At 67.7% G+C, this 16742-nt stretch carries 11 protein-coding genes and 2 CRISPR repeat arrays; all 11 genes read right to left on the bottom strand.

The genetic code is table 11. From position 1 onward, the window contains the following. Positions 1–1897 (bottom strand): tetratricopeptide repeat protein (locus ABZX22_RS38105; RefSeq protein ID WP_354919604.1); only part of this gene is annotated, 1897 nt, incomplete at its 3' end. Then, the gene (locus tag ABZX22_RS38100) at positions 1894–2565 is read right to left on the bottom strand and encodes a hypothetical protein (RefSeq protein WP_354919601.1); all 672 of its coding nucleotides are present in this window, start codon (positions 2563–2565) and stop codon (positions 1894–1896) included. The genes ABZX22_RS38100 and ABZX22_RS38105, both read right to left, overlap by 4 nt. 437 nt (positions 2566–3002) lie before the next feature. Then, positions 3003–3269, bottom strand: coding sequence for a hypothetical protein (locus ABZX22_RS38095; RefSeq protein WP_354919599.1), 267 nt, complete (start codon positions 3267–3269; stop codon positions 3003–3005). Then, positions 3266–3922 (bottom strand): hypothetical protein, encoded by a 657-nt coding sequence (locus ABZX22_RS38090; RefSeq protein ID WP_354919597.1) that lies wholly within the window; start codon positions 3920–3922, stop codon positions 3266–3268. The genes ABZX22_RS38095 and ABZX22_RS38090 overlap by 4 nt, the downstream gene beginning before the upstream one ends. 102 nt (positions 3923–4024) lie before the next feature. Then, a CRISPR array of direct repeats spans positions 4025–5738; the repeat unit is 37 nt; unit sequence GTTGCGATCCTCGGTCGCCCCGGAGGGCGACCGCCAC. 130 nt (positions 5739–5868) lie between these two features. Continuing rightward, positions 5869–6159, bottom strand: a complete 291-nt coding sequence (gene cas2 / locus ABZX22_RS38085; RefSeq protein WP_354919594.1) for a CRISPR-associated endonuclease Cas2 — start codon at positions 6157–6159, stop codon at positions 5869–5871. Next, positions 6159–7187, bottom strand: a complete 1029-nt coding sequence (gene cas1c, locus ABZX22_RS38080) for a type I-C CRISPR-associated endonuclease Cas1c (RefSeq protein WP_354919591.1) — start codon at positions 7185–7187, stop codon at positions 6159–6161. Before cas1c ends, cas2 begins: the two co-directional genes overlap by 1 nt. Further along, positions 7180–7845, bottom strand: a complete 666-nt coding sequence (cas4, locus tag ABZX22_RS38075) for a CRISPR-associated protein Cas4 (RefSeq protein ID WP_354919588.1) — start codon at positions 7843–7845, stop codon at positions 7180–7182. Before cas4 ends, cas1c begins: the two co-directional genes overlap by 8 nt. Next, positions 7842–8702 carry a type I-C CRISPR-associated protein Cas7/Csd2 gene (gene cas7c, locus ABZX22_RS38070; protein ID WP_354919586.1) on the bottom strand — a complete coding sequence of 287 codons (861 nt, stop codon included), beginning with the start codon at positions 8700–8702 and terminating at the stop codon, positions 7842–7844. Before cas7c ends, cas4 begins: the two co-directional genes overlap by 4 nt. 37 nt (positions 8703–8739) lie before the next feature. Continuing rightward, positions 8740–10473, bottom strand: a complete 1734-nt coding sequence (gene cas8c / locus ABZX22_RS38065) for a type I-C CRISPR-associated protein Cas8c/Csd1 (protein ID WP_354919584.1) — start codon at positions 10471–10473, stop codon at positions 8740–8742. Between the two features lie 3 nt (positions 10474–10476). Further along, a complete protein-coding gene (gene cas5c, locus ABZX22_RS38060; protein ID WP_354919581.1) occupies positions 10477–11166 on the bottom strand; it encodes a type I-C CRISPR-associated protein Cas5c in 690 nt (229 codons plus the stop codon). Next, on the bottom strand, positions 11163–13337 hold the full coding sequence (gene cas3 / locus ABZX22_RS38055; RefSeq protein WP_354919578.1) for a CRISPR-associated helicase Cas3': 2175 nt from the start codon (positions 13335–13337) through the stop codon (positions 11163–11165). The genes cas5c and cas3 overlap by 4 nt, the downstream gene beginning before the upstream one ends. Before the next feature lie 441 nt (positions 13338–13778). After that, positions 13779–16684: a CRISPR direct-repeat array (repeat unit 37 nt; unit sequence GTGGCGGTCGCCCTTCGGGGCGACCGAGGGTCGCAAC). Positions 16685–16742: the final 58 nt, after the last annotated feature.

The raw sequence follows: 16742 nt of genomic DNA, 5'->3' as shown, positions 1-16742 counted from the left end.
GGTAGGCGCCAGCGAGGTTGTTACGGGAGGCAAGGGTGTCGGGGTGGTCCCCACCCAACACCCGTTCCCGCTCGGCCAGCGCCTGCTCGTACAGCGGGATGGCACGGCCCAGATCGCCCGCCACCCGGTAGGCGCCAGCGAGGTTGTTACGGGAAGCGAGGGTGTCGGGGTGGTCCCCACCCAACACCCGTTCCCGCTCGGCCAGCGCCTGCTCGTACAGCGGGATGGCACGGCCCAGATCGCCCGCCACCCGGTAGGCGCCAGCGAGGTTGTTACGGGAAGCGAGGGTGGAGGGGTGGTCCCCGCCCAACACCCGTTCCCGCTCGGCCAGCGTCTGCTCGTACAGCGGGATGGCACGGCCCAGATCCCCCGCCGTCTCATAGGTGCCAGCGAGGTTGTTACGGGAAGCGAGGGTGTCGGGGTGGTCCCCGCCCAACACCCGCTGGCAGTCGGCCAGCGTCTGCTCATACAGCGGGATGGCGCGTGTGAGGTCAGCAAGGTCGGTCAGGTACCGACCGCACCAGCTGCGCAGGGTGAGCATGCGGGGTGACAGCTCGGACGGGGCGGTGAGGGCGTAGAGGGTCTCTGTCTGTTCCAGGAGGGTCTCGACCGCAGTACGGGCGGCCCAGGTGTGGGCGCCGTCCGGGATGCGGTTGTTGAAGGCTTCCAGCAGGTCCAGGGCGTGGTCGATGGCCGTGTCCAGGCCATCGGTGTGGGCTGCGTGTTCGCGGATCACCCGCTGGATCAGGCGGTGCATCAACACCGCCGAGCCGTCCTCGCTGAAGCTGATCAGCGAGGTGTCGGCCAAGCCGTCCAGCGGTTGTTGCGCGTGCAGGGCCGCAGCAAGCAGGGCGGGCGGCAGATCGGCATCGGCCGGATCCAGGCCGCGGGACAGCAGGATGCGAGGAATGCCGGCAGGCGACAGCACCGCCAGCATTCGCAGCAGGTCTGTCGCGCCGGGCAGGCTCTCCTCGGCCTGGTTCACTGAGAGCAGGATGGCTTGAGCGGTGCCGACCGGGTAGGTGTCCTCGGCCTGCCGGGGCAGGTAGTCGTTCAGCGGGAAGGCTGCCAGCAATCGCCGGTAGACGGCGAAGGTCAGTTGGCGGCGGGAGATGAGCGCGGCCGCCTGAGCCAGCGCCAACGGCAGGTGACCGAGTTCGGCCGCCAACTCGGCGGCCTGGTCAGGATCGTCCAGGCCCGTGCGCTCGGCCAGGAAGGCGAGCGCCTGCCCGTGGGTAAAGGTGTCCACCTCGACCGGCGAATATCGCTGATGAAAGGCCCGGTTACGGGAGGTGATCAGCACGCGCAGGGCGCCGGTGACCGGGCACCAGGAGGCGACCTCGGACACCGTGACCGCGTTGTCGAACACCAGCAGGCCGGGCAGTCCGGCAGCCGACCGGGCCGACAACCACGCTCTGGCCTTGCCCGCGGCGATCTCCGCCGTATCGTCAACACCGTGCAGGCCCAGTCTCCGGGCCAGCGCGGCCAGCCCGGCGATGATCTGATCGGGGCTCTCGGCCGGGACCCAGACCACCACCGGCCAGCCCGCCTCCTGGCACGCCCAGGCGTAGCTGGCCGCCAGCAACGTCTTGCCGACCCCGGGCGTACCGGTCACTGCCGACACCACTGCCGCCCCGGCCGCACCCACCCGCGCGTGCAGCCGTTCCAGCAGTTCCTGTCTCAGTTGGAAGCCCACCGGCTGGGCTGGGATGTCGCCCTCCACGATCTGTTCGCCGATCTGCGGGACACGCGTCGGCTGGGTGATGGTGACATTCCCGGTGACATGCGCGATCTGAAGCAGGTCTCCATAGACCGTCGTCTCGGTGACCGATTGCAGCGGCATGAGCGGATCCGAGCCCTCCCCGCTCTCCGCGTTCTCCGCGGCCGGAGTGGTCATGTCCGCTCGATATTCACATCGCCACCCACCCCATTGATCTGGGTGATGGAGCCACCAGCGTGCGACCCACTAATCCACTGACCGTCCGCGAGCGGCGCGTCATCCTCGCGCTCAACAGGGGCTGCCGTCGGCCGAGACGCCGGCGGGGCCGCCGCAGGATCGGACGTCTCCCGCGGCGTCGAGGACGAAGCCGAGGTGTCCCGCAACCGGACGCTGCCAGCGACATCACGCACCTGATCGATGCTTCCACCTGCCGTGCTGTCCTTTAGGGCCTGGCCAGACGGGCCAGGCCTCGCCTCTGACACCGCGGGCGTGCTGCCCGTAGGCCCGCGGGTCAGCAGGTAGGCGACGATCTCACTAACTGTGGCAAGCCCCACCGCCAACCCTGACCACCACCAGTTCCACCCCTCATCGGTGAGGACCTGGTTGCTGGCCACAGCCACCCCGACCGGCACCACCACCGCTAGCGCCCGCCAGATCCACCGAAGCCATCCCGAGCCCTGAGCCGTCATCCCACGATCATCGGCGCCTACCACACCGCCGACCAGGTGAATTCCTCGAATAGTTATCTGCCCGGTACGACGCGGAATCATGACCCAGGCGCTGTCACGACGGCTGTGCAGGCCGAGCAACTCGTCACGACGGTCCCGCCGCTGCACACCGGACATGGATGATGCGGTAGCCAGGGAACGGGCGCCTGCCCGCATTCCGCCCAGGTAGGCCGGACGTCTCAATACGGATCAGCACACCAGCAGCTCCCCCAAATCACCGCGTTCGGCGCTCGCCAGTGCGTCGCCGCAGGGAACGTGGCCTCGCCATCTCAGTGCGAACGTCCGCAAGATTGTCACGACCCGTGCGATCGTGCCAAATGCGTGCCGAAATCGAGCTTCAAAGCCAAAGAACCACAGGTCACAGGCGTGAATTAGTGGGGATGCAAATTGGTCGGCTTAGCCTACCCAAGTTCGAATTCTGGACCTGCCACAGCAGCATAGAAAGGTCCCTCACCAGCGGAAAGCGCAGTGAGGGACCTCTGCTGTTTGCTCCGGTTGTCTACAACTTCTTACGGCTGTCTCCGCCAGTCACGGCAAATACGCGGCCACGTTCTTCAACGCTTGGTCGCCTCCGAGATTCGTCTCATGGCCTCGCCCTGCTGCCCATGTACACACTTGGCGTAGATCCGCAGAAGAACGTCCACACTGTGCCCCGCCCACTCGGCCACCTGTGGAGCGGGAACACCTGCGTTGAGCCACGTCGAGACAGCGGCATGCCGCAGGGCGTACGGCACCTCCATGAGCGGCGAGGCCGCCTCTGCTTCCGTGAACGCCTTCGCTCGCGCCTCGTGGAACACCTTGAGATAGGCGCGATCAGTCATGAGCCCTCCGCGTGGGCCGATGAAGATCCGGCCGCCCGGACCGGTCCCGAACTTCTTGATGTGATCACGTAGCAAGGCACACAGCTCGGGGTGGATGGGACTGGCCGGGTCTCCCCCTCCGCTCGGTGCTTGAGCCCTCGCCGCTCTCGGACCTGGCCGCTGTTCGTCCAACGGCTTTCCGCACGAGGTTCGGCGTTGGTGAGCTGCATTTCTCCCCATCCTTCTTCGGGCAGGCTGGTCAGGTGGGTCTCTCTCAGGTCCACGGCTTCCTCTGGGCGGAGGGCTGCGAAGTACATGCACCCGAAGAACGCCTTCATGCGCTCGCCGCGCTTGCTGAGCTGCTCCACGGCGGCCAAGAACCGGCGCGCCTGCTCGATGTTGATAACGGTGCGGGGATCGATGCTTGTGAGGATGCGGGGCTTGGTCCACTTCACCGTCTTGAGCGGGTTGCCGGACAGCGCGCCGATCTCCACCGCAAACTCCATGGCGTTGTTCAGCGTCGCTCGCTTGCGGATGGCAGTTGCCGCCGCGGCGGTCTCCCCGTTCTTGGTACGGCTGATCCTGTCGAGCACGCCTCGGGCCAGTCCGGCACCCCTACCGTCGGGTTCCTCAAAGGCGGTGATCGGAACCGTGTTGGTCTGCAACCACTTCACCACGCTCACCAGCTCGGCCGGTGGCTCATCCTGCTTGTCACGGACGCGGTTGCTGTAGGCCCAGCGGAGGGCGGCGCGGCGGCTGTCCCGGTCGGGAGCACTGTCCAGCTTGGTCATCGCCCCGGAGGGCAACCGCCACATCCGTCCTGGCGGGCCTGGCACGCGGCGTTCCTGGTTGCGATCCTCGGTCGCCCCGGAGGGCAACCGCCACCCGTGGGACGACTACGAGCTGGAGGACGAGAGGTGATGTTGCGATCCTCGGTCGCCCCGGAGGGCGACCGCCACCGTCCAGGACCCGGATGCGTGGGAAGGGCGGCTCGTTGTTGCGATCCTCGGTCGCCCCGGAGGGCGACCGCCACCCCACCTCGGGCCCGGACACACCTCGAATCGAGGTGTTGCGATCCTCGATCGCCCCGGAGGGCGACCGCCACCTGCTGGGTGGACTCGACGAACTCCTGCCTGGGCATGTTGCGATCCTCGATCGCCCCGGAGGGCGACCGCCACCCGAGAGACCCGACGCCTTCGCCCACCTTCGCGATGTTGCGATCCTCGATCGCCCCGGAGGGCGACCGCCACCTCCACCCCATCGGCCACGGCCGCGGACACCGCCGCGTTGCGATCCTCGATCGCCCCGGAGGGCGACCGCCACTCAGTCTCAAACGTCGTCAGGAGTCACGACAGGCAGTTGCGATCCTCGGTCGCCCCGGAGGGCGACCGCCACCCTGCTACGGCAGATCGTCGAGGCCGGGCCCGGGGTTGCGATCCTCGGTCGCCCCGGAGGGCGACCGCCACGCGTCCGGGCTGGTGGCCTGAGCGCGCACCTCTTCGTTGCGATCCTCGGTCGCCCCGGAGGGCGACCGCCACCGATGTGGCGGGCGCGTTGGCCGCGGTTGACGCTGATGTTGCGATCCTCGGTCGCCCCGGAGGGCGACCGCCACGCGTCTCTGCCGCCATCACCGGCGTCGACCTGATGTTGCGATCCTCGGTCGCCCCGGAGGGCGACCGCCACAGCTACTACGTGCCCGGCATGACGATCACGAATATCGTTGCGATCCTCGGTCGCCCCGGAGGGCGACCGCCACCGACGTCGGCCGCGCGGCGCGCACGCCGGCGTCGGTGTTGCGATCCTCGGTCGCCCCGGAGGGCGACCGCCACCCCTCGTGATGGGCGCCAGCGAGTACGGCCCCGGCCACGTTGCGATCCTCGGTCGCCCCGGAGGGCGACCGCCACTCGCCCGCCGCCGCGCGGAGGGACCGCTGGACCCGGCCGGTTGCGATCCTCGGTCGCCCCGGAGGGCGACCGCCACCGGTCGAGGTACCCGCCTGGCGGGCGAAGGCTCAGTGTTGCGATCCTCGGTCGCCCCGGAGGGCGACCGCCACGACGGCCAGCCCTGGCTGAAGTCCGCGATCACGCCGCAGTTGCGATCCTCGGTCGCCCCGGAGGGCGACCGCCACCTCGCCTTACTCGTTGCCGCCGGCCTGCTGGTCGGTTGCGATCCTCGGTCGCCCCGGAGGGCGACCGCCACCCTCCCTGACGGCCACCACGATCGGGACCACGATCACGTTGCGATCCTCGGTCGCCCCGGAGGGCGACCGCCACACCTTGTGGCAGGGCGCCCCCTCCTCGTCCACGAGGTTGCGATCCTCGGTCGCCCCGGAGGGCGACCGCCACGGTCTGGGTCCTCGTGAGCCATCCCGCCCGTCCTGCCGTTGCGATCCTCGGTCGCCCCGGAGGGCGACCGCCACCTCGCCGGTCAGGGTCACCCCGTCGAGCTGGAGAGTTGCGATCCTCGGTCGCCCCGGAGGGCGACCGCCACGGCATTTGAGCAGGCAATATGCCTACCCAACACCGGTGGGAAGACCTGCGAATTCACTTATCAAGGAACATTAGGGGCGATAACTCCTTAGGAACCTCTCGCGTGTCGCGTGAGCACTTCAGGTTCCGAACTACAGGATCAGCGGGTCATGATGGGGAGCGGGCTCGGCGACGCCCAGACGATGCACCGTGGCGAACCCGTTGCTTGGTAGCCGATAGACCCTTACCGAGTCATCGGAAGCCTCGATGATCCGCGTCGCGGCGTCGATCAGAGTCAGCAGTTCGGCGTCCGTGCAGGTGATCTCGAACACGGATTTCTGGACGCGATGGCCGTATCCCTCGCATAGCTTGGCCATTTGCCGCAACCGGCGGCGGCCCTCCGGCGTGGTTGTCACCACGTCGTACGTGAGGAGCAGTTGCATCAGCCGACCGTCCAGGGAATGTAAGCAGGCAGTTCACCGCGGATGTGTCGGGCGAGGAGGCGGGATTGGACGACAGGCAGCAGTGAGGCGGACACCTTCCGCCCGAGCAGCTTGTGCGGCCAGCCCTTGCTCTTCCATGCCTGCCATTCCGTGAGGACAAGGCGGCGGCCGTCCTCGGTCAACTGGACCGCGCCGCCTGGAAGCGTCTCGAAGTGCTCTGCGCGTAGTTGCTTGCGGTTGAGCAGGTTGAGCGCGAGCCGGTCGGCGTGGATGGGACGGAACTCTTCCATCAGGTCCAGGGCGAGGGCGGGCTTGCCGGGCCGCATTCCGTGGAGGAATCCGAGGTAGGGGTCAAGGCCTACTTGCTCAGCGGCACCGTGGACGAGTGCGCGGGTCAGGCCGTACAAGAACGACAACAGCGCGTTGACGGGGTCCGTGGGAGGACGCCGCGTCCGATTGGTGAAGGGCGCGACGTCGGCCGGAGCGCGGAGCATGTGTGTGAGGCCCGCGAAGTAGCAGCGAGCCCCCTGTCCTTCCAGCCCCATGAGTTCGTCGAGGCTCCCCGCATCTCCGGCGCGGGCCAAGAGGTCATCGATGTCCTGCGCGAGCGACCGCAGAGAAGCCTGCGTCTGGTTGGCCGCATCGCGTGCTCCGCGCAAGAGGAGCTGCCGGGAGTTCTGCAGCTTGCCTGCGACGCAGCTCCTAGAGATCTGTAAGCGCCGAGCAGGGTCGGCGTGGAAGAGATGCTGGGCGTGGCGCAGCAGGACGTTGCCGCGGGTCGGTCCGTCGACTCGGCCGAGGAAGCGTCCGGACAGGCTCATCCAGACCACAGACCGCCCGTCGTCCGCGCAGCGGGCGAGGAGTTCGGCGGACAGGGACACATGTCCATAGACGACGATGCCATCGAGCCGGCGCAGGGGCAGCGTCCTTTTCGGCACTTCCGGCATGATGATCTTTAGGCTGTCGTGGTCGAGATGGAGGCTCGTCCCTTGTGTCTGGACGTAGAGCGTATTGAGGAGTTCAGTCATCCCATGCTGCTTCGGGTTGGGGAGTGAACAGCTTGGACGCAGCGCGCGTGATGGCGTCCTTGCGGGCGAGAACGCGCGGCATGCACATGTCGTGCATCGAACAGCGCCGGCACCGCTGATCGGCCGCCGCGCCGGGAAGCGTGGCCGTGGCCAGCGTCTGCCGTACCTCTTCGCCGAGGGTGAGGACCCGCTCGCGGGCAGCAGCATCGACGGCGACAGTATGCCGGCGTCGATCCGCGGCAGAGTAGACCACGCCTTGCGGAACCGGGCACGCGAACATGGCTTCCAGGCACATGGCCTGGCCCGCCACCTGTACGTCAGCAGGTCCACCTGCCGTGTACGAGCCGGACTTGTGCTCGATGGGAATGACGCGGCCGTCATGGTGGATCTCCACCACGTCACAGACTCCGACCAGGGCGAGCCGGTCATGCCATACCGGGAGGGCACGCAGGGTGCGTACGGCGCCGCGGGTCTCATGCCCTGGGTCATGGACGCGCTGGTGCATGAGGGTCCCGCGGATGGTCGCCGCGTCGTCGGCGTATCCGTCCTCCAGGAGGATGAGCCCGGCTTGGCGTGGACAGTAGGCGTGATGTTCCAGAGCCGACAGCGTCACCTGTAAGAGGGGAACGCCATCGGCCTGCCCAGCCGCGCGGTTCACCCGATGACGGTCGTCAGGGCGACTCCGTCGGGGAGGTCGTTCCCGACAGAGACGGTGTAGTCAGCGAACGAGCGCGGAATCGGCTGGTTGGCCTCGGCCTTGATGCGATCGAACAGCTGATGAGCCGGGGCGCGGCCGAAGGGGTCGTCGTGGCTGAACACGTACAGGCGGCGCAGGGCCATCTCACCGCGGGTCGAGGCGCGGTCGTGTTCGAACATCAAACTCATGGCGCGCCAGAACGTTTCCAGGTCCTGGCTGGTTACGCCGGTACGGCGGGCCAGAGGGGCGCTGAAGTGGCCATACCCCAGGTAGAGGGCATAAGGGATCATGTGCTTGTTGCCCATCTCGGTCGATTCGCCCTTGTCGATATCGTCCACGCGGGTCTGGGTGACGCGGGTGATGCCGTACTCCTGAGGGAGGACCACGTCGATGGACCGGGAGAAGGTGAGCTGCATCGGGCCCTGGACGCGTCCGCACGGCTTCGTGCCAGTGGACATGACGGCGCCGAACATGCGCACGTCGTAGAAGGTCTGACACATCCACTGCTGTGCTTCAATCTCGGACTTGCGCCGCTGCTTGGGGTCCAGATCCAGAGCGGCGTAGGCCCGCTCGTGCTGGGCGTTGAGCGCGACACCGGCCTCGACGTAGATGTCGTATCCGGCCACGCCTTCGTTGAGCAGGGCCACCATGTTCCGGATCTTGCGCTTGATCGCCACATCGGTGACCAGGCCATGGCCGGTTTCGGGATCTGTCCGGGGCATTCCGCCGGCGTCGGGGTCGCCGTTGGGGTTGCCGTCTCGCACGTCGAACAGGAAGACGAAGTCATGCTTGCGGGCGGGGTCCAGGTGGACGGACATGCCGAGAAGTTCCTTTCGGGAGGACGGGAACGACGGGTCAGGCGGATTCGGAGGCAGAGGCCTTGCGCGCGGCAGCGGCGGCGCGGGCCGCGTCCCGGTCGGCCGATCGCTGCTGGTGGTAGCCGAGGACGAACCGTCCCTGGCCGGCCAGGTCCAGAGTGGCCGGCATCTCGGCGGCGAACTTCTGGAAGATCTCGTCCAGGCGCTTGTCCAGGGCGAACCCGGCGGCCTTCTTGGTGCCGCGCAGCCGCCGAAGGTGGCCGGTGGCGTTCTTGCGCAGCATGGTGAGCACCGGCAGTGGTCTGGCCATGGCCGCGCCGAAGAACTTGTCCCCGATGGTGGTGTTGACGTTGTCCAGGGCGGCGCGCTGGATGTCCTCCAGCACGGCGAAGACACGTCCGCACAGGTAGGCGGGGTCGCGGGTGTCGAGGTTGAGACGTTCCAAGAGGATCTCCTTCATGGCCGGGGTGGCGCGGACGAGCAGCAGCCGCAGCAGCGCGGTACGTGGTAGGTCCACGCGATTGTCGGCACGGACGCGCTGAATGAGGCGGACCAGCAGGTTCGAGGGCAGCGGAGTGCCGCGCAGGGCTGCGGCCATGAGGTCTCGCTCGGCCGACCGGGGGGCGGTGTCCTTGACGTAGCCCTGCTTGCCGTACCGGCCGAGCGCGGACGCCATCCGCCACAGCGGGACCCGCTGCGGTCCTTCCTCCCACAGATCGGTCATCTCGTGGTCGGCGAACCAGGTGTCGAGGTGTTGACACAGTTCGATCAACGGGACGTCGATCCAGTCACGGATCACCACGCGGCTCTGATTGGCCGACAGGGTGACGGCGTAGAAGTCGTTGTCGTCCAGCCAGTCCGCGCGCTGGGCCGGCGGGAGGTGTACTTGCTCGATGAGGCCGTTGACGTCCTGGGGCTGGGCGTCGCGTACAGCACCGAGCAGGGAGAAGGGCGCCGGGCGGCGCAACCACCACACCAGGACGCTGTCAGCGCCGCGGTAGTGGTGCTGACGATCCGCCAAGAGCGCGTTCAGCGTGGACATCGCCTGCCCGCCGCAGGTGTCGCAAAGCGGGGTGTTGGCCAGTTGAGTGATGCCGCCGCGTCCCTGGGCCGTCTTGTTGATCGATACGAGCTGCGCGTCCCGACCCCGGCCACCTGCCACCGGGATGCCGCCAGGCTTGACCGGCTCGGGAATGGTGGCCAGCAACGGACCCTGTTCCCCGCACGACAGGCAGATTCCCTGACCGCTGGCAGCGCTCTTGCGCTCCCGGACGATCTGCCCCCACACCCGCACAACGGACGGAAGAGCATGAACCCAACCCTGATCTGTCCGGATCGCCACCACGTCGGACGGCTTGGCCTGCGCAGGGATCTCCACCTCTGAGAAGGCGCCGCGTCGCAGGAAACGGACCACCGGCTCGGCCAGCGGTTCGTCCTTGCCCCATCGATAGACGAGCTCGGCGAAATCCTCGGCGCGCCGCCGGGCATCGGCGATCTGCTTGTCGTTGTCGTCCTTCGGCATCGCCAGTACGTACTGCAACGTGTCGGTGAGGAGGAACGGCAGCGATCCGGTACCGGATCGCTGCACGTACGGCGTGTCGAGCGGAACCCCGGATTTGGCATCGGCGGTGCTCAGGTCGACCAGGCGGTCTCCCCGCGGACGTCCGTCCGCGTCCAGGTCGATCGCCCAGCGCACGTTGCGGTTGCGGTAGTAGGGCGGTGGGAGGTCACGCCTGTCGCCGGCGTGCGCCGCGAGCTGTCTGATCAACATGGGCTACCGCCTGCCACCGGTACGCGTGCCGGAACCTGGCAACTCGATGCCTTCACGCGGAACCTCCAACAGGCCCTGCTTGAGTTCGGCGTGGAACCACCGGTAGCGCTCGCCATCGGGGCGGTAGACGATGCTGTGCAGCATTACTCCAAGCACCTCGTCGTGCGGGATAGGCCCGCGATCGCTCACTGGGCGGAAGGACGCGGAGAACTCCCGAACACCCAGGAATGGTTGGGAGAAGCAGGCGCCACGCTCGACCCTCCTACGGAACTGGTCGCGATATTTGGCCTCTGGATCGGTGGCGTGCGGGCGCAGCCGTACCTGGGCGTGGATTCGATAGGCAACATTGCGCAGGCACACCATGTTGCGCTGGTCGCGGTCGGCCTCGACGTCGAAACGCACAGTCGTGTCGGTCATGGCCTCTCGCGCCCAGGCCAGCGTCAGCATGGAGGAGACTTCGTTGCGGCGGATCGACGCCCAGCGGATGGGCTTCAGCACGTCGATGCGCTCGATCTGGTAGCTGAATTCCGGCTTCCAGAAGATCGCCTCCAGGACGCCCTTGGCCGCCGATGGGGTCATGACCGGGTAGCTCATCCGCTCGGTTTTGAACTCGGGGCGCGTGAAACAGGCGTAAGGCGCTTCGACTTCCACGACAAGCGGCGGGGGCGGGTGATGAGCGCGACGGGTGGTCAAAACACCAGCTCCTGGGGGTCGGGAGAGGCTATGTCGATGCCTCGCTGCGGGTGGTAGTCGCCGAGCCATTCGATGAGGTCACCGACGACAGGGGTGGCAAGTCCTTCGTCCAATGCCTTACGCGCGGCACCGCGCGGCAAGGTGGCCAAATAGGGACGCAGAGAACGCAGCTGCGCCCCTGCGCCCGGATGGCCGGCACGCAGGTGGGCGAGGATCCGGTCGAGCTTCTCGGTGTCGCCATAACGCACCGCCACAGGAACGGTCCATTCGTCGATCATGCGGAACAGCTCGGCCACGCGAGGGAAGTCATGAGCCTGACGTCCCTGCTGGATCTCCTGGCCGGACGCCTCGACATTGTGGAAGTCGAACCTGGCTTGGTAGTAGGCCAGCAACGCGTCCAGATCGTCCGGCGGGCAGTGGGGTCCGAACCTGGCGCGGGTGGCCTGCAGGGCGGCGCCGTACAGCATGTCGGCCGCTTTGTTGCCGTCCTCGGGGTCGAAGATGGTGACCTGCCCGTACGGCAGACGCCCACTTCGGTTGACCCGGCCGGCCGCCTGCTGCAGAGAATCAGCGGAAGCGATCGCGCGGAAACCGGCGGGAAAGTCCAGATCTACTCCTGCCTCGACCAGCTGTGTGCTCACCACCGCGATCGGCTCCTCTTCCGCGAGGCGCCGCCTGATCTCCTCCAGAGTGTCGCGCCGGTGGGCCGCTGCCATCCGCGTCGACAGGTGCAGTGCTGGGCGATGCATCTCCACGAGCTCATGCATCCAGGCGGCGTCCCTGGTGGTGTTGACCACCACCAGCACCTGAGGCTCCGCCGCGGCCTGCTCGGCGATTTCCGCCATCGTCGGTTTGGGGTCCAGCAGCCATCGGTATCGCACCCGGTTCAGCGCCTTGTACAGCGGCTTCGGCTCGGCGATGACATCCCTGATCGGTGTCTCCCGCAGCGGGCTGAGCAACTCGAAGGGCGGTTGAGTCGCCGAGGCCAGTACTACCGTCGCCCCGAACCACTGCGTGAGACTTCGCAGCGCGGACACGATCGGGATGAGCAAGCGGTCCGGCAGGGCCTGAACCTCGTCCAGGACGATCACCGAGCCGGCCAGCCGGTGCACACGACGCATCGCCGCGGGCTTGTGAGAGAACAGCGACTCGAACAGCCGGATGGTGGTGGTCACCACGAACGGAGCGTCCCAGTTCTCCGCGGCCAGCCGCTGCCACCTCCTGCCGGCGCGGCCGTCATCCAGATCGATGCCGCTGTGGTGCTCCAGCACCACCGGGTCTTCACCCTCGACCTCCAAGAGGTCGCGATAGACCGAGGCGTTCTGCTCAGTGATCGACATGAACGGCACTGCGACGATAACGCGTTTCATGCCATGGAGCCGGGCATGGTGGACGGCGAAGCCGCCCGCCGCGAGCGTCTTCCCCGAGCCTGTGGGAGCTGGAATGCGATAAATGCCACGCGGTCCCTGTGCGGCTTCCCGACACTGCTGATAGACAGCCTGACGCAACCCGTCGATCGGCGATTCCGGCTTGTTCTTGAGCAACTCCAGGCGTCCCTGTTCGAAACGCTCGGCCAGACCAGCAGCAGAAACCGGATGAAAAGGGCGTGCGGCGCCCGCGAAATGCTCCTCAGTGTCCAGAAAGTCCGCATCGACTACCGTGCTGTAGACCATGCGGACCAGGAGATCCAACGCATAGGGGTCAGCAGTTGCGGCCTCAGACAGCCAGGGAGGTAACGCGATCGGCGCCGGAGGATGAATCTCAGGGACGATTTCCCCTACCCGCCGGATGGCCTCAGCGACCAGCGGATCAGTATCCGCGAAACGCAGCTCCTTCTTGAGGCGTGTCGAGTCCGGCAATCCTCCGTGATGCCCGAACACCACGGCCGACATGATGCCCAAGCGCTGCTTGTCCAGCAACCAGGTACCCGCGTGCTTGTGCGGGATGCCTACCCTGCCACCGTGACGTTCCGCGCCGATCAGGCCCTGCTGCCAGGTGCACGTTCCTTTCCCTACATCGTGCAGCAAACCGCAATGAGCAGCGAGCGCCCCCGCGCCGAAGACCTCACCAAAGGCTTCTGCACGCCACCCGGTTCCCCGCAAATGGTCGGTGAGGTCATGGCGCAATCTGTCGCCGTCCCGGGCACTGTGTGCCCACAAGCGTTCGGCCATGCACACCCCCTACGCGGAGAATCCCTGCGAGAGCTGAACTTTAGGAGATAGCACCGACAGTTTCGCCGCGTTCCACCAAATAAGGGCCAACAACCTCGATTGCTACATGCTGTGCAGGGTCGGCTGCTCAGGCAACCGACCTCCCTGCGCATCCCCTCCTCAAACCAACCGTGATCATCATTGCAGTCCACAGCCTCACGACTGCGAAGCATCCCGTTACTCCTTGGACTGCTCGTACGAACCCAGCCCGGGAAGTCTCCTTGGAGTAACTTCGTGGCTGGAATCACTGCGGTACAGCACGAGGCTGCGGTTCGGAACCTGAAGTGCTCACGCGACACGCGGTAGGTTCCTAAGGAGATATCACCCCTGATGTTCCTTGATAAGTGAATTCGTAGGTCTTGCTTGTCGGCGCTGGAGAGGCGACATGCCTGCTCAGATGCCGTGGCGGTCGCCCTTCGGGGCGACCGAGGGTCGCAACGGCGCCGGCGGTCGGCTGGCGGCCGATCTGACGCTGGTGGCGGTCGCCCTTCGGGGCGACCGAGGGTCGCAACAACCGCGCCCCGGTGAAGCCGCTGGAGGACAGCTCGTCGTGGCGGTCGCCCTTCGGGGCGACCGAGGGTCGCAACGCCGTTGCTGGGCACGGTTTGGGCGCATCTCTGCAGGTGGCGGTCGCCCTTCGGGGCGACCGAGGGTCGCAACCTCTTGCCCCCACCAGCGAGCGAGGGAACCTGTGGGGTGGTGGCGGTCGCCCTTCGGGGCGACCGAGGGTCGCAACTCCAACCGGTACAGCCAATCCCCTGGCCCAGGGGGTGGCGGTCGCCCTTCGGGGCGACCGAGGGTCGCAACATCCGCGTATCCCGATTACCCCGGTGGTAGGCGACAGTGGCGGTCGCCCTTCGGGGCGACCGAGGGTCGCAACTGCACCGGGCGGGTGTCGGGGGTGAGCGTCATCGTGGGGTGGCGGTCGCCCTTCGGGGCGACCGAGGGTCGCAACCACTCACCTCCGAGCCGTTCGGCGATGATCCGGCCCAGTGGCGGTCGCCCTTCGGGGCGACCGAGGGTCGCAACCTCACAGGGCGGCCCTGCCGTACCGAAGGAGAAAGGTGGCGGTCGCCCTTCGGGGCGACCGAGGGTCGCAACTGCTCAGCCGTACAAATAGCGCATGAATGGCCGGTGTGGTGGCGGTCGCCCTTCGGGGCGACCGAGGGTCGCAACGAGCTGCTGGCCTCGCGTGAGCAGGTGCAGGCCATCACCGTGGCGGTCGCCCTTCGGGGCGACCGAGGGTCGCAACAACACGATCATCAGCTCGCTGCGCGCCGTGCAGGAGTGGCGGTCGCCCTTCGGGGCGACCGAGGGTCGCAACACCGGGTTGTTGATCTGCGTCGCGTCCTGCGCCCAGTGGCGGTCGCCCTTCGGGGCGACCGAGGGTCGCAACGACCTGGCGGCTCAGCACCGGCGGCAGCGGCACGAGCTGGTGGCGGTCGCCCTTCGGGGCGACCGAGGGTCGCAACCAGGGCGCGCTCTGCTTGGTCCGGCCGCCCCGGGTGGTGGCGGTCGCCCTTCGGGGCGACCGAGGGTCGCAACCTCGATGGGCTCAAGCTGCCTGAGACTGAGGTGCCGATCGTGGCGGTCGCCCTTCGGGGCGACCGAGGGTCGCAACGACGTCTTCCGGCCGGAATTGCTGACCGTCTCGCGTGGTGGCGGTCGCCCTTCGGGGCGACCGAGGGTCGCAACGTGTAGGGGCTGTCGTCCTCCTCCAGCCACTCCTCGGGTGGCGGTCGCCCTTCGGGGCGACCGAGGGTCGCAACATCGCCTCGTATGAAGGCTCCGGCGTCGGCGCGCCGACGTGGCGGTCGCCCTTCGGGGCGACCGAGGGTCGCAACTTATTGCCGTCGCCGATCGTGACCTGGAAACGGAAGTGGCGGTCGCCCTTCGGGGCGACCGAGGGTCGCAACTCAGCGGTCGCTGTGCCAAGCCTGGGCCGGATCAAGTGGCGGTCGCCCTTCGGGGCGACCGAGGGTCGCAACACGATCACGATCCATTCGCCGGTGACGTCCCCGAACGGTGGCGGTCGCCCTTCGGGGCGACCGAGGGTCGCAACACCTGCACTGATAGCGGAAACGCGAGACTACCGTCACGTGGCGGTCGCCCTTCGGGGCGACCGAGGGTCGCAACGACTCGAGCGTCTGCCCCCACTCGCGGAACTTCGCGGGTGGCGGTCGCCCTTCGGGGCGACCGAGGGTCGCAACTCCATCAGCCGCTCACCGTGCCCTGGTACCACGCCTGTGGCGGTCGCCCTTCGGGGCGACCGAGGGTCGCAACTTCACACCCGGCGAAAGGTGGACTCGCGGCACCCTCGTGGCGGTCGCCCTTCGGGGCGACCGAGGGTCGCAACACCCGCGCGGTGGAGTTGGCGCCCACGCTCCGCAATATGGCGGTCGCCCTTCGGGGCGACCGAGGGTCGCAACCGCAACCCGCACGCCGACCCGGCGATGCGCGAGCTGGTGGCGGTCGCCCTTCGGGGCGACCGAGGGTCGCAACACCGAGCCGCGCGGTGATGAACATGGCCGTGTTGTTGTGGCGGTCGCCCTTCGGGGCGACCGAGGGTCGCAACCCGACCGGGCCGCTCTGCCGTACAGATAGGCCCCGGAGTGGCGGTCGCCCTTCGGGGCGACCGAGGGTCGCAACGCCGTGTTGGAGCGCTTGGACACGATCACCGCGAGTGGCGGTCGCCCTTCGGGGCGACCGAGGGTCGCAACCGCAACCCGGACGGCACCGTCCGGCAGTGGGAGGCTGGTGGCGGTCGCCCTTCGGGGCGACCGAGGGTCGCAACGGTCTCTCAGCAGGCGAGGAGGTCACCCGCACCATCACGTGGCGGTCGCCCTTCGGGGCGACCGAGGGTCACAACTCCTCGGGTGGTTGAGGGTGGGCTTGTCACGTGAGGTGGCGGTCGCCCTTCGGGGCGACCGAGGGTCGCAACAACTCCGGACTCAAGGACGTGTTCACCACCCTCGGCCGTGGCGGTCGCCCTTCGGGGCGACCGAGGGTCGCAACGCCGCCGACCGGATCAAGCAGATCATGAGCGACCGGGGTGGCGGTCGCCCTTCGGGGCGACCGAGGGTCGCAACTTGCGGATGTAGGTGTTGCCCACGTGGTCGGCGACGGTGGCGGTCGCCCTTCGGGGCGACCGAGGGTCGCAACACCTTCCGCCGCGTCGCCCAGGCGCTCAACCGCAAGGTGGCGGTCGCCCTTCGGGGCGACCGAGGGTCGCAACACGTCCTGGTACGTCTGCGCGCCCTTGACGAGTTGGGTGGCGGTCGCCCTTCGGGGCGACCGAGGGTCGCAACACGTCCTGGTACGTCTGCGCGCCCTTGACGAGTTGGGTGGCGGTCGCCCTTCGGGGCG

Origin of the sequence: Nonomuraea sp. NPDC003804 (assembly GCF_040610675.1) — a bacterium.
Lineage (GTDB): Bacteria > Actinomycetota > Actinomycetes > Streptosporangiales > Streptosporangiaceae > Nonomuraea.
The sequence above is the reverse complement of the archived record's forward strand: the minus strand, read 5'-3'. Positions and strand labels throughout refer to the sequence as shown.

Coding starts and splice junctions, on each gene's coding strand:
- cas2 (WP_354919594.1), bottom strand. CDS start 6,159: ATGCAACTGCTCCTCACGTACGACGTGGTGACAACCACGCCGGAGGGC.
- ABZX22_RS38095 (WP_354919599.1), bottom strand. CDS start 3,269: ATGACTGATCGCGCCTATCTCAAGGTGTTCCACGAGGCGCGAGCGAAG.
- ABZX22_RS38100 (WP_354919601.1), bottom strand. CDS start 2,565: ATGTCCGGTGTGCAGCGGCGGGACCGTCGTGACGAGTTGCTCGGCCTG.
- cas7c (WP_354919586.1), bottom strand. CDS start 8,702: ATGTCCGTCCACCTGGACCCCGCCCGCAAGCATGACTTCGTCTTCCTG.
- cas1c (WP_354919591.1), bottom strand. CDS start 7,187: ATGACTGAACTCCTCAATACGCTCTACGTCCAGACACAAGGGACGAGC.
- cas3 (WP_354919578.1), bottom strand. CDS start 13,337: ATGGCCGAACGCTTGTGGGCACACAGTGCCCGGGACGGCGACAGATTG.
- cas8c (WP_354919584.1), bottom strand. CDS start 10,473: ATGTTGATCAGACAGCTCGCGGCGCACGCCGGCGACAGGCGTGACCTC.